Origin of the sequence: Amycolatopsis sp. NPDC051061, assembly GCF_040682935.1 — a bacterium.
Lineage (GTDB): Bacteria > Actinomycetota > Actinomycetes > Mycobacteriales > Pseudonocardiaceae > Amycolatopsis.
This window is the reverse complement of the sequence record NZ_JBFBBZ010000019.1, coordinates 30,647-43,536: the sequence shown is the minus strand read 5'-3', so window position 1 is coordinate 43,536 and position 12,890 is coordinate 30,647. Positions and strand designations below refer to the sequence as shown.

Genomic DNA, 12,890 nt, shown 5'->3' with positions numbered 1-12,890 from the left:
TGATCGCTCACCCCCGCCTGACGGACCGTGATCACCGGTCCAGTCAACCGGGAGAGCGTTGTCCGGCGCCGGATATCTCTTGGGACACAAGCGAGTCTCGAACCCGGGGGTCTGTGACGAGAATCATGGGCGATGCCCCTATAGTGTCGCCGTCTCCGCTCGTCCCCATCCGTAGTCGTCGCTCCCGAAAAGGGGAAACATGTCCGACGTCATCAACAGCATCTTCGGTCGCGCTCAGAACGAAACGCCCAGTTCAGAAGGTTACGGCTACGGCACCACCGCCACCGAGACCGTCGATGCCGACACGACCGAGACCGAGACGGTCGAGCCGGCCGAGGACACCGCGGAGACCGAGACCGAGGACGCCGTCGACGAGACCGCCGACGCTGCTGAGGCCGACGACTCCGCCGACGAAGATTCCGCTGTCGAGGCCGAAGAGGACACCACCGACGAGCCGTCCGACGAAGCTGTCGCGGACGAGGTCGCCGGCGACGAGTCCGCCGAGGACACCGACCCCGCCGACGAGGCGGTCGCGGAGGAGACCGAAGCCGCGGAAGAGGTGCCGGTGACGGTCGTCGCCGAGACCGAAGAGGCCGAGGAAGCCGGAACCCGGCCCGCAGCAGGCAATCGCGGCAGCACCACGGTGGCCGACGGCGTGGTCTCCAAGATCGTCATCCGGGTCGCCCGCAAGGCCGAAGGCGTTTACGAACTCGACGAGGCGGGCACGTCGGTCGAGGTCGACGGCGAGGTCGCGACGATCGCCGTCACGCTGGTGGTCGAGTTCGGGCGCGCGGTGAAGACGCTGGCCGAGCAGATCCGCATCCAGGTGGTCGAAGCGGTCGAGCAGTACCTGGGCCTCGAGGTCGCGTCGGTGGACGTCCACGTCGCCGACATCCACTTCCCGGACGCCGACTGACTCTTCGCTCGGTCCCGGGTGTCGCGCCCGGGACCGAGCGTCCGTCACCGGCGCACGGTGTACCGCAAGTGGAGCACGTCGCGAGCCGCCAGCTGCCGCACCAGGTCCAGCTCGACCTGGTCCCCGTCCCCGAACAACCGGCGACCGGCGCCGAGCAGCACCGGTACGACGTGGAGTTCCAGCTCGTCGAGCAATCCCGCTTTCAGCAACGCTTGAGCGGCACCCGCGCCGTGGACCATGACCGCGCGGTCCCCCGCCGCCGCACGCGCCTCTTGCGCGCACGCCACCACATCGGTGAAGAACCGCGCGCTCCCGGGCGGGGTGTCGGACGGGTCGACGTGGTGGGTCAGCACGTGGATCGGCACGCCGTCGTGGTGATCACCGCCCCAGCGCCCGGCCAGCTCGAACGTCCGCCGGCCGGAGATCAGCGCACCGGTCGCCATCGCTTCGGCGAAGATCCGTGCGCTCGGCCCGTCACCGTGGCGGTCGTCCAGCCAGTCGAACAACCGGAAGCCGCCACGGCCCATCTCCTGTCCGGGGCGGTCGTCCGGCCCCGCCACGAAGCCGTCGAGCGACATCGTCATGTACAGCCTGATCGGTCCGGTCATCGCCGCCCCGCCTCCTTGGTGTCGTGGTCACCAGTGCGTCGAACGGGAGGCACCCGAATCGACCGGGGCGGGGCGGCAGGTATCGCCTGCTAGCTCCTCACGGGGTGATGACCACCTTGAGCGCCGAGTTCGCGGCCGCGTTGGCGAACACCTCGTACGCCTCCTCCATCTGCGCGAACGTGAACCGGTGCGTTCCCATGCGCTCGGCCGGGATGCGCCCGGACGCCACCATCTTCAGCAGCGTCGGGATCGACACCGTGTCCACCAGGCCCATCGTCAGCGTCAGGTTCTGGATCCACATCTCCTCCATCGGCAGCTCCACCGGGACGCCGTGCACGCCGATGTTCGCGATGCGGCCGCCCGGGCGGACCAGCGATACCGCCGTTCGCAACGTCTCCGGGTAGCCAACCGCCTCGATCGCCACGTCCACGCCCAGCCCGTCGGTCAAGCCGAGCACGTCCGTACGAGTGTCGGGGCCCGCTTCGAACGCGTCCGTCGCGCCGAACTCCAGCGCCTTCTCCAAGCGGAACTTGTTGGAGTCCACCGCGATCACCTTCGACGCGCCCCACAGGCCCGTCGTCAGGATCGCCGCCAGCCCGACCGCGCCGGCGCCGACCACCGCCACCGTGTCGCCCGGGCGGACGCGGCCGGCCAGGACGCCGACCTCGTACCCGGTCGGGAGCGAGTCGGCCAGAAAGATCGCTTGTTCGTTCGTGACGGCGTCGGGGACCGCGTACAACGACGTGTCCGCGAAGGGCACGCGCACCAGCTCGGCCTGCGTGCCGTCGATGAGGTGGCCGAAGATCCAGCCGATCCCGCCGACCGTCTGGCAGTGCGACGGCATCCCGCGCCCGCAGTATTCGCACCGCCCGCACTGGGTGATGGCCGGGACCAGCACCCGGTCGCCGATCGCGAACGCCCGGACCGCGTCGCCGACCGCGGTCACCGTGCCGACCGCTTCGTGGCCGAGGATCCGGCCGTCGGTGACCGCGGCGACGTCGCCCTGCAGGATGTGCAGGTCGGTGCCGCAGATCGTGGTGGTGTCGACGCGCACGACCACGTCGGTCGGCTCCTGGACGGCGGCGTCCGGGACGTCTTCCCAAGCCTTCGCACCCGCACCGTGGTAGACCAGCGCCTTCATCGTCGCCTCCGTCGGCCGCCCGGCTCTCGTGGCCGGGCCCGGCCGTCCTCGACGCTAGGACCGCGGCGAACGCGCGGCTGTCGCAATTTGAGACCGCACCCACCTAAGGGCCGAGCACCGCGATCGACGCCCGCACCGCGACCTCCGTGACGTCCCCCGCTCGCCCGCCGTCCTCCACCGTCGTCGCGATCAGCTCCCGCAACCCGCCCAGGAGCATGATCGCCAACTGGCGGGACGGCGGTTTGATCCCCGCCGCGCGCAACTCCGGCGTGTCCGTCAACCGCTGCGTCATCGCGATGAACCCCTCCATCGCGTCGCGCTGGAGGTCGCGGGCCGGGGCTCCCAACGCCGGGACGTCGCGGATCCAGCTCAGCGTGATCGCCGGCTCGGACTCCGCGCACGCGATCCACGCCTCGATCGCCTGGCGCACCTGGACAGCCCAAGGCGCGCGAGGGTCGACGGCGTCGGAGATCTGCTGGATCATCGAGCGGTTCGCTTCGGCCAGCAACGCGATCAGGCACTCTTCGCGACTGGAGAAGTGTTCGTAGAACGTGCGGCGCGATGTGCGGGCGCGGCGGACGACGTCGGCGACCGTCGTGTCGCGGAACCCGTCCTCGATGATCGATGCGGCCAGCCCGTCGAGCAGGCGCTGCCGGAACCGGCGCGTGTCGACGTCCACGGAAGTCACGGTATACCCCTCATCTTGAAACGAGATGGTACACCGGCGTACCGTACCGACGGTACGGCCGCGTACCACCACTTCGGGGAGGGTCGATGACGACCATGACGAGCGCGGTGACGCTGCCGCCGGGCCCTACCGCGCCGCGCGCCGTCCAAGGCGCCTACGCGCTGACGCAACCGCTGCGGGGCCTGCGCCGCCGGGTGCTGGGCCCCCACTCGATGTTCGCGCTGTCCGGCGACGAGCACAGAAGGCAACGCAAGCTCCTCGTCCCGCCCTTCCACGGCCGCCGGCTCGCCGCGTACGAGAAGATCGTCGAGGAAGAAAGCGTCCGCGAACTCGCGAGCCGGCCGGAGGGAAAAGCGTTCGCCACCCTGCCGTCGATGATGCGGATCACGCTCAACGCCATCCTCCGCGCGGTGTTCGGCGCCGACGGGGCCGAGTTCGCCGAGCTGCGCGAACTCCTCCCGCCGTTCGTGGCCCTCGGCTCCCGGCTGGCCGTCGCGCCGATCTCCAAGAAGGGCCGCTTCAACCCCTGGCGCCGCTTCGAACGGATGCGCCGCGAGTACGACGCGGTCTTCCCGCACGCGGCCACCTTCGACCCGCACCGCTTCGAAGGCGCGCGCCCGGACCTGTACCAGTGGATCCCGTTCGGCGGCGGCACCCGCCGCTGCCTCGGCGCCGCGTTCGCCACCATGGAAATGACCGTCGTCCTGCGAACGCTGCTGCGGGACTGCACGCTCGAGCCGACGACCGACGCCGGCGAACGCCGGCACTCGCGGGGCGTGGCCTACGCCCCCGCCAAGGGCGGCCGCGCGATCGTGCGCCGCCGGAGCACCGGAGGAGATTCGTGACCGAAGAGATCGCCGACGCCGGCCGGGGCATTTCCCTGGCCTACGAACGGATCGGGGACCGCGGCGCGGAACCGCTGCTCCTCGTCGCCGGGCTGGGCCAGCAGCTGCACAGCTGGCCGGACGCGTTCTGCGCGCGGCTCGCGGCACAAGGCTTCGAGGTCGTCCGGTTCGACAACCGCGACGCGGGACGCTCGACGCACCCGCGGTTCCGCCCGTCGAGCCTGCCCGCGATGTTCGCCGGCCGCTTCCCGTCCGAGCAGTACGACCTGACGGACATGGCCGCCGACGCCGTCGGCCTGCTCGACGCTCTCGACATCGAGACCACCCACATCGCGGGCGTGTCGATGGGCGGCATGATCTCCCAGACGGTGGCGGCGCTGCACCCGGCGCGCGTGCGGACCCTGACGTCGATCATGTCGACGACCGGGTCCCGGCTCATCGGCCGCCCGGCGTTCTCGACGTTGCGGCTGATGGGCGCGAAGCCGCCGAAGTCCCGCGAAGAGGCCGTCGAAAGCGCCGTGAAGATGTTCCGGCACATCAGTTCGCACGGCTTCCCCTTCGACGAGGCCTGGGTGCGCGAGAAGGCCGGGGCGGGCTGGGACCGTGATCCGACGGCGGGCGGCGTGGGCCGTCAGCTCGGCGCGATCCTGAAGTCCGGCAACCGGAAGGCGTGGCTGCGCAAGATCACCGCCCCCACGCTGGTGATCCACGGCGACCGCGACCGGATGGTCCACCCCACCGGCGGCTCCGCCACCGCCCGCGCGATTCCCGGCGCCCGCCTCGAAACCGTCCCCGGCATGGGTCACGACCTGCCCGAAGGTGCGTGGCCGGTCCTGCTCGACCTCATCGGCGACCACGTGAGGAGCAGCGATGTCACGGCCCCGTAGTGCCCATCCGACCGAAAGTAGGCGGAAACGGTCCGCAGCCGAAGTGCACGAGGCAACGGTTTCCGCCATGGCTGCCGTCGGATTGGCAACTAGACCGCACAGCATCACCGGCCGCCCGGTGGTGTTCGACGCGCTCGCCCGCGTCACCCCCACCCACTACAACGCCGTGCTCACGCGCCTGATGAGGCGCCCGCGGCGGACGGAGGCCGTGCGATGACCGAGCACGTCGATGTCCTGCTCGTCGGGGCCGGGTTGTCCGGCGTCGGCGCGGCCCACCACCTGCGCACGGCGTTCCCGCGCAAGACGTACGCGATCCTCGAAGCCCGTGACGCCATCGGCGGCACGTGGGACCTGTTCCGCTACCCGGGCGTGCGGTCCGACTCGGACATGCAGACCCTCGGCTACCGGTTCCGGCCGTGGACCGGCGAGAAGGCGATCGCCGACGGCCCGTCGATCCTGCAGTACGTCCGCGACACCGCGGCCGACGCCGGCATCGACCGGCACATCCGGTTCGGGCACAGGGTGATCCGCGCCGAATGGTCCACAGAGGACGCACAGTGGACGGTCGAGGCGACGCACGACGGCGAGCCCGTGCGGTTCACCGCCAAGTTCCTCTACCTGTGCAGCGGCTACTACGACTACGCGGGCGGCCACACGCCGGAGTTCCCGGGCATCGAGAACTTCGGCGGCACGGTCGTGCACCCGCAGCACTGGCCCGAGGACCTGGACTACGCCGGCAAGAAGGTCGTCGTCATCGGCAGCGGCGCGACGGCCGTGACGCTGGTGCCGGCGATGACCGACCGCGCCGAGCACGTGACCATGCTGCAGCGCTCCCCCACCTACATCCTGTCGCTGCCTTCGGAGGACGCGCTGGCCAACCGGCTGCGCGGGCTGCTCGGCCCGAAGCTGGCCTACCCGATCGCGCGGTGGAAGAACGTCGCGGTGAGCACGCTGATCTACCAGCTCAGCCGGCGCCGCCCCGGTGTGGTCAAGGCGATGATCCGCAAGGCCGCGATGAAGCAGCTGCCGGCCGGGTACGCCGTCGACACGCACTTCAAGCCGCGCTACCAGCCGTGGGACCAGCGGCTGTGCCTGGTGCCCGACGGCGACCTGTTCCGCTCGATCAAGCGCGGCGACGCCTCGGTGGTCACCGACCGGATCGCCGCGTTCACCGAGACCGGCATCCGGCTCGAATCGGGCGACGAGCTGCCCGCCGACGTCGTCGTCTCGGCCACCGGGCTGCGGCTGCTGGCCTTCGGCGGCATCGACCTGGTCGTCGACGGCGATCCCGTCAAGCTGCCGGAAACCATGGCGTACAAGGGGATGATGCTCAGCGGGGTGCCGAACTTCGCGTTCACGATCGGCTACACGAACGCGTCGTGGACGCTCAAGGCCGACCTCGTCGGCGAGTACGTCGTCCGGCTGCTGCGCCACCTCGACCGGAACGGGTACGACCAGTGCGTGCCGGTCAACGACGACCCGGCGGTCACCGAGCGGCCGCTGCTCGACTTCGACGCGGGGTACGTGCTGCGGGCGATCGACGAGTTCCCGAAGGCCGGCTCGCGGGCGCCGTGGACACTCGGCATGAGCTACGCGCACGACGTCGTCAAGCTGCGGCACGGCCGGATCGACGACGGCGCGCTGCGCTTCTCGCGGCGGAAGGCGGGAGCGGGCAGACTGAGCGCATGACGCTCTCTTCACCCGTCCGGGGACGCTGACATGCACTCCGCGGGACTCGTGCTGCACCCCCGCCGCGACTCGGCGGCCGCCGTCGAAGCCGTGCTCGGCTGGGCCGGCCACCGGAACATCGAGATCCTCGGCATCGCCGACGAGATCGTCCGCCTGAACTGCGCGGCGATCGGGGTGACGCCCGAGGAGCTCGGCCGCCGGTCCGACCTCGTGGTCAGCCTCGGCGGCGACGGCACGATGCTGCGGGCGATGCGGCTGGCCGACGGGCAGCGCGCGCCGGTGCTCGGGGTGAACCTCGGCAAGCTGGGCTTCCTCGCCGAGGTCGACGTCCCCGACCTGCCCAGTGCGCTCTCGGCCATCGACGACCACCAGTTCACGGTGGAGCCGCGGCTGGCCGTGGACGCCGTGCTGGAAGGGCGCCGGATCACCGCGTTCAACGACATCGCGGTGGTGCGCGTGCCCGGCAACGGCAGCGCGGTGGTGGCGGTGCACGTGGGCGGCCAGCAGTTCGTCAGCTACTCGGCGGACGCGGTGGTCGTCGCCACCCCGACCGGCTCGACGGCCTACAGCTTCTCGGCCGGCGGCCCGATCACCAGCCCGTCGGTCGAGGCGCTGCTGGTCACGCCCGCGGCGCCGCACTCCGCGTACAGCCGGGGCATCGTGCTGTCGGTGCACGACGAGGTGACGCTGGAACTGCTGCCGACCAGCGGCCGGCTGGCGGTGGAGGTCGACGGCCAGGTCGAGGGGTACGTGTCGCCGGGCGACCGCCTCGACCTGCACGCCCGCCCCAGCGCGGCGCGGGTCGTCCGGCTCGGGATGACGACGTTCTACCAGCGGGCGCGCCGCAAGCTCCGGCTCACGGATTCGGCGGAGATCCCCCAGCGGGACGGTGAGCACTGACGCGACGGAGCTTTCACGAGAAAGCTCCGCCTTCGTGGTTGGGGTCACATCTCGGGCCTGTCCCGCGATGGTCACGGAACGGTCACAGGTAGCGTCCGCGGCTTGCGCCTGAACCAGCCGAGCCGTCGCGGAGTGTCTTAACGCATGCTGTCCCCTTCACCCGTCCGTCCCCCGCTCCGTGCCCGGCTGCTCGTGCCGGGGGCGCTGACCGCCTTCGCCGGCGCCGTCGTCCTGCTGGCCGTGCTGCACCTCGACCGGCGGCTCGCGCCGCTCGACCCGGTCAGCACGATGCTCAGCGACTACGCGTTGAGCCCGGGCCGGTGGATGTGGGACGGCGCGCTGCTGCTCACCAGCACCGGCTCGGCGCTGCTGCTGGTCGCGCTCTACCGCCGGCGCCTGCTGGCCAACCCGGCACTGGTGGTGGCGAAGGCCCTGTGGTGCCTCAGCCTGCTCGCCGTCGCGGTCTTCGCGAAGGATCCGCAGGGCGGCGCCAGCACCGCCACCGGCAAGATCCACCTCTACGCCTCGGCCGTGACGTGCCTCAGCCTGCCGGTGGTCGGCTGGGCGCTGGGCCGCCGGCACCGCGACGACCCGCGCTGGCGGCGGTTCGCGACCTGGTCCCGGCGGCTGGCGCTCGCCGCGATCCCGTTCTACCTGCCGTTCATCGTGCCGTTCGCGGTGAACGTCATCCTCGGCGGTCACCTCCCGACGGTCGCGACCGGCCTGGTGGAGCGCCTGATGATGGTCCTGGAAATCGCGCTGCTCGCCGTCCTCGGCCACTGGGCCCACCGGGCGATGCGGGCCGGGGTTCAGCTCCGCGCGTAGGCCGCGATCGGCCCGGCCGCCGGTGCGGACGCCGGCATCCGGAGCAGGCCGTTGCCGACGCCTTGCTGCCGCAGCGCCTCCTTGATCCCCTCGACGGTGCCGCCCAGCACGGCCAGCACCTCGTCCGCCCGGGCCTGCGCCGCCCGCTCGGCCGGCCCGTCCCCCGCCCCGACCGCGGCCGCCAGGTCCGCGAAGGGGGCCGGGAACGCCGCGGACAGGCCCGACACGATGCCCGCCCCACCGGCCCGGGCCACCGCCGCCAGGTCCGTGTCGGCGCCGGACCAGAACCGCGCGTCCGGCAGCGCCGCCCGGAAGTCCGCGAACCGGGCCGCCGCGGCGCCGGACAGCTTGCCGCCCCGCAGGCCCGTCGCGGCGAACTCCTCCGGGGAGAGGGTGACACCGGTGCGTTCCGGGAAGAGGTAGCCGTAGACGTCGGCGTCCCCGGCTGCCTCGGCCACGGCGGCGAAGTGGCGCCGGACCGCCTCGGCGTCGACGGGGAGGTAGTACGGCGTGAGCACGGCCAGCGCGTGGCCCCCGCGGCGAGCGCGTCCGCGGTCAGCGCCACGGCTTCCCGCGTGCTCGCCGCGCCCACGTGCACGATCGTGCGTGCCGGTCCGAACACCTCGAGCGCCAGTCCCGCGAGCGCCCGGCGTTCGGCCCGGTCGAGGGCCGGGAACTCGCCGGTCGTCCCGGCGACGAACACGCCGTCGACACGGTCGCGCAACCGCCTCAGCAGCGCGGCGTTGGCGGATTCGTCGAGCGAGCCGTCGTCACCGAAGAGCGTCGGCGTGGCGGACAGGACCTCAGGACGGGGCATCGGCGTCTCCCGGCTGCTCGCGGGTGCGGTGCAGGAGCCAGTCCCGATCGGTGCGGATCAGCGCGTACCGGACCGCGCCCGTCCGGCCGTGCAGGGTGAACAGGATCCGCTTCTCCGTGCGGTCGTGCTCCTCCCACCAGCCGGTGTCGGCGACCTTCTTCGTGTCGTCTTCGTAGGCGAGGTGGTCGAGCGCGTGGTCGGGCACGGCGACCGCGAGGCGGTTGCCGCGCGCGTCCGGCGGGAGGCCACGCGGCACCGCCCACGAGCGCAGCACGCCGTCCTCCTCGAGCCGGAGGTCGAAGTGGTGCCGTGGGCGCCAGTGCTCGTGCAACACGAAAGCCGGTTTCACCCCTTCACCATGCCAGAACCGCGTCCCAATACCCGTTTTCCGGCCGGTCAAACCGTCCATCCGAGGACTTGACCCGATCCAGAAAAGCGCGCACGGTGGAGTGCCATGAGCGATGTGACCACCACGCTGCGGGCCGCCGGCCTGCGCGTCACCGCGCCCCGGCGGGCGGTGCTCACGTGGCTGGCCGCGCATCCTCATTCCACAGTGGACGAAATCGGCACCGGGGTCCGCTCGGTGCTGGGATCCGTGTCCACCCAGGCGGTCTACGACGTTCTGGGCGCGTGCGCGGAGGCCGGCCTGATCCGGCGGATCGAGCTGCCCGGACACCCGGCCCGCTTCGAGCGGCGGGCCGGCGACAACCACCACCACGTCGTGTGCCGCCGTTGCGGGCGGACGGAGGACGTCGACTGCGTGGTCGGTGCGGCCCCGTGCCTGACCCCGGACGACGCACACGGCTTCCTGGTCGACGAAGCGGAAGTGGTGTTCTGGGGCGTCTGCCCCGGCTGCCGCGCCACCACTTCCCGGAAAGAGGCATCACCGTGACGCAGCCCCACCCCGAACCGACCACCACCGACGCCGGCATCCCGGTCGAAAGCGACGAACACTCGCTCACCGTCGGCCCCGACGGACCGATCCTGCTGCACGACAACTACCTCATCGAGCAGATGGCGCAGTTCAACCGCGAACGCGTCCCCGAACGGCAGCCGCACGCCAAGGGCAGCGGCGCGTTCGGGCACTTCGAGGTGACCGGCGACGTCAGCGCGTACACCAAGGCGGCCGTCTTCCGGCCGGGCACGAAGACCGATCTGCTGATCCGGTTCTCCACCGTCGCCGGCGAGCGGGGCAGCCCCGACACCTGGCGCGACCCGCGCGGCTTCGCGGTGAAGTTCTACACCGGCGAAGGCAACTACGACATGGTCGGCAACAACACCCCGGTCTTCTTCATCCGGGATCCGTTGAAGTTCCAGCACTTCATCCGCTCGCAGAAGCGCCGGGCCGACAACAACCTGCGCGACCACGACATGCAGTGGGACTTCTGGACGCTGTCGCCGGAGTCGGCGCACCAGGTGACGTGGCTGATGGGCGACCGCGGCATCCCGCGCACGTGGCGCCACATGAACGGCTACAGCTCGCACACCTACATGTGGGTCAACGCGTCGGGCGAACGATTCTGGGTGAAGTACCACTTCAAGACCGACCAGGGCGTCGAGACCTTCACGCAGGACGAAGCCGACCAGATGGCGTCGGCCGACACCGACTACCACACGCGCGACCTCTACGAGGCGATCGAGCGCGGCGACCACCCGAGCTGGACGCTCAAGGTGCAGGTCATGCCGTTCGACGACGCCAAGACCTACCGGTTCAACCCCTTCGACCTGACGAAGGTGTGGCCGCACGGCGACTACCCGCTGATCGACGTCGGCCGGATGACGCTCGACCGCAACCCGACCGACCACCACGCCGAGATCGAACAGGCGGCGTTCGAGCCGAGCAACCTGGTGCCGGGGATCGGCGCCAGCCCGGACAAGATGCTGCTCGGGCGGCTGTTCTCCTACCCGGACGCGCACCGCTACCGGATCGGCGCGAACTACAAGCAGCTGCCCGTCAACGCCCCCGTCGTCCCCGTGCACAGCTACAGCAAGGACGGCGCGATGCGGTACACGAAGGTCTCCGACCCGGTGTACGCGCCGAACTCGAAGGGCGGCCCGCGGGCCGACGCCGCCCGGTTCGGGCAGCCGGCGGGCTGGCACACCGACGGCGACATGGTCCGCACGGCCTACACGCTGCGCGCAGAGGACGACGACTTCGGCCAGGCCGGGACCATGGTCCGCGAGGTGCTGGACGACGCCCAGCGCGGCCGGCTGGTCGACAATATCGTCGGGCACCTGCTCAACGGCGTCACCGAACCGGTGCTGCTGCGGGCGTTCGACTACTGGCGCAACGTCGACAAGGACCTCGGCGACCGGATCGAGTCGGGCGTGCGCGCCAAGCAGGACGAGACCGACCCGAAGGCCGCCGACCAGGGCAACCCGGCGCGATCGAGCATGCAGCACAAGGCCTGACGCGTCCACAGTAGACGCGGACCCGGTGGGCGCCCACCGGGTCCGCGTGCTCTACCTTGGCCTCTTCGGGGAAGGTGGGGAGGCCGGGTGAGCGTCACCGATGCCGTGCTGCCCGGCTGCGCCGCGGTGGCACTGGTGGTGTTCGCGGTCCGCCTCGCCCGCGAACCGCGCCGGCTCGGCAACGCCGTCTGGCTCGGGGTGGCGCTGCTGCTGACCGGGTTGTGGCTGCTGCGCGCGGCCCTGCACCTGGAGTGGCTCACGCCGATCCTGGCCGGGGTGGTGGGGGTCGTCGCGCTGGTGGTCGCGGTGGTGCTGCCGGCCGCACTGATCGTCAACGGCGTCGGGATGGTGCGGCGCGAAGGCCGGAGTCTCGCGAACCTGCTCTCGTTCCTGCTCGGCGTCGGCATGCTGGTGCTCGAAGGGCTGTTCTTCGCGCCGCTCGGCCGGTGGGGCTCGGCGCTGGTGGCCACGGCCGCGGTGCTCGCCTGCTACTTCGGGTTCCTGTTCGCGTCCCTGCTCGGGTATTCGATCCTGTACGGCGGGCTGCGGCGGCGCACGGGGTTCGACGCGATCATCGTGCTCGGCTGCGGCCTGGCCGGCGGCAGCGTGACGCCGCTGCTCGCGGCCCGGCTCGACCGCGCGATCCGGCTGTACGAGCGCGAAGCCACGCCCCCGCTGCTGGTCGTGTCGGGCGGCCGGGGGCCCGGCGAGACGACGACCGAAGCTTCGGCGATGCAGGAATACCTGCGCTCGCGCGGAATCCCGGCCGGCCACATCCGCCTCGAGGACCGCGCGACGACGACCGAGGAGAACCTGGCGTTCTCGACGCAGCTGCTGCCCGGCGGCGTGCGGCCGCCCCGCGTGCTGGCGGTGACCAGCAACTACCACGTCTTCCGGACGGCGGTGGAGTGCCGCCGCCTCGGCCTGCCGTTCGACGCGACGGGGGCACCGACCGCGCGGTACTTCCTGCCGAGCGCGCTCCTGCGCGAGTTCGCGGCGCTGATCCTCCACTACCGGCGCACGACGGTCGCGGCGTGCGCGCTGATCATCGGCACCGGGCTGGCGCTGGCGATCTTCGCCTAGCCGGGTCACGCTCGGCGCCGGGCCCCGACCGTCGCGAATGACTCATTCCCGGCCTCCGACGCCGCGAATGAGTCATTCG

14 protein-coding genes and 1 pseudogene are annotated in these 12,890 nt (G+C 71.5%); 10 read left to right on the top strand and 5 right to left on the bottom strand.

Features of this window, described 5'->3' with window-relative positions; all coding sequences use genetic code 11:
* The first annotated feature begins 199 nt into the window (after positions 1-199).
* Positions 200-916 carry an Asp23/Gls24 family envelope stress response protein gene (locus AB0N03_RS25305; RefSeq protein ID WP_364376410.1) on the top strand — a complete coding sequence of 239 codons (717 nt, stop codon included), beginning with the start codon at positions 200-202 and terminating at the stop codon, positions 914-916.
* A gap of 44 nt (positions 917-960) precedes the next feature.
* Here the strand turns inward: AB0N03_RS25305 and AB0N03_RS25300 are convergent, their stop codons facing one another.
* The 3 genes from AB0N03_RS25300 to AB0N03_RS25290 form a co-directional block, all read right to left on the bottom strand.
* Entirely contained in the window at positions 961-1,524 is a 564-nt protein-coding gene (locus AB0N03_RS25300) for a dihydrofolate reductase family protein (RefSeq protein WP_364376407.1), read from the bottom strand.
* Between the two features lie 97 nt (positions 1,525-1,621).
* A complete protein-coding gene (locus tag AB0N03_RS25295; protein WP_364376404.1) occupies positions 1,622-2,665 on the bottom strand; it encodes an alcohol dehydrogenase catalytic domain-containing protein in 1,044 nt (347 codons plus the stop codon).
* Between the two features lie 103 nt (positions 2,666-2,768).
* Positions 2,769-3,353 carry a helix-turn-helix domain-containing protein gene (locus AB0N03_RS25290; RefSeq protein WP_364376401.1) on the bottom strand — a complete coding sequence of 195 codons (585 nt, stop codon included), beginning with the start codon at positions 3,351-3,353 and terminating at the stop codon, positions 2,769-2,771.
* 86 nt (positions 3,354-3,439) lie between these two features.
* Between AB0N03_RS25290 and AB0N03_RS25285 the strand changes: the two genes are divergently transcribed.
* From AB0N03_RS25285 to AB0N03_RS25260, 6 genes are all read left to right on the top strand, one after another.
* Entirely contained in the window at positions 3,440-4,198 is a 759-nt protein-coding gene (locus AB0N03_RS25285; protein ID WP_364376398.1) for a cytochrome P450, read from the top strand.
* Entirely contained in the window at positions 4,195-5,085 is an 891-nt protein-coding gene (locus tag AB0N03_RS25280; RefSeq protein ID WP_364376396.1) for an alpha/beta hydrolase, read from the top strand. Before AB0N03_RS25285 ends, AB0N03_RS25280 begins: the two co-directional genes overlap by 4 nt.
* Before the next feature lie 67 nt (positions 5,086-5,152).
* On the top strand, positions 5,153-5,302 hold the full coding sequence (locus AB0N03_RS25275; RefSeq protein WP_364376394.1) for a hypothetical protein: 150 nt from the start codon (positions 5,153-5,155) through the stop codon (positions 5,300-5,302).
* Entirely contained in the window at positions 5,299-6,774 is a 1,476-nt protein-coding gene (locus AB0N03_RS25270; RefSeq protein WP_364376391.1) for an NAD(P)/FAD-dependent oxidoreductase, read from the top strand. The genes AB0N03_RS25275 and AB0N03_RS25270 overlap by 4 nt, the downstream gene beginning before the upstream one ends.
* Before the next feature lie 30 nt (positions 6,775-6,804).
* Positions 6,805-7,674 (top strand): NAD(+)/NADH kinase, encoded by an 870-nt coding sequence (locus tag AB0N03_RS25265; protein WP_364376388.1) that lies wholly within the window; start codon positions 6,805-6,807, stop codon positions 7,672-7,674.
* 144 nt (positions 7,675-7,818) lie between these two features.
* Positions 7,819-8,499: a DUF998 domain-containing protein gene (locus AB0N03_RS25260; RefSeq protein WP_364376385.1), complete on the top strand. Its 681-nt coding sequence runs from the start codon at positions 7,819-7,821 to the stop codon at positions 8,497-8,499.
* Here AB0N03_RS25260 and AB0N03_RS25255 read toward each other — a convergent pair.
* Positions 8,484-9,316, bottom strand: a pseudogene (locus tag AB0N03_RS25255) (dihydrodipicolinate synthase family protein). The gene AB0N03_RS25260 and the pseudogene AB0N03_RS25255 sit on opposite strands and share 16 nt — an antisense overlap.
* Positions 9,303-9,665, bottom strand: coding sequence for a DNA polymerase ligase N-terminal domain-containing protein (locus AB0N03_RS25250; protein WP_364376382.1), 363 nt, complete (start codon positions 9,663-9,665; stop codon positions 9,303-9,305). The pseudogene AB0N03_RS25255 and the gene AB0N03_RS25250 overlap by 14 nt, the downstream one beginning before the upstream one ends.
* 105 nt (positions 9,666-9,770) lie before the next feature.
* On the opposite strand from AB0N03_RS25250, the gene AB0N03_RS25245 reads away from it, so the two are divergent.
* The 3 genes from AB0N03_RS25245 (at position 9,771) to AB0N03_RS25235 (ending at position 12,811) form a co-directional block, all read left to right on the top strand.
* A complete protein-coding gene (locus AB0N03_RS25245) occupies positions 9,771-10,208 on the top strand; it encodes a Fur family transcriptional regulator (protein WP_364376379.1) in 438 nt (145 codons plus the stop codon).
* Positions 10,205-11,728 carry a catalase gene (locus AB0N03_RS25240; RefSeq protein ID WP_364376376.1) on the top strand — a complete coding sequence of 508 codons (1,524 nt, stop codon included), beginning with the start codon at positions 10,205-10,207 and terminating at the stop codon, positions 11,726-11,728. The genes AB0N03_RS25245 and AB0N03_RS25240 overlap by 4 nt, the downstream gene beginning before the upstream one ends.
* 87 nt (positions 11,729-11,815) lie before the next feature.
* Positions 11,816-12,811: a YdcF family protein gene (locus AB0N03_RS25235; protein ID WP_364376373.1), complete on the top strand. Its 996-nt coding sequence runs from the start codon at positions 11,816-11,818 to the stop codon at positions 12,809-12,811.
* The last annotated feature ends 79 nt before the right edge of the window (positions 12,812-12,890 follow it).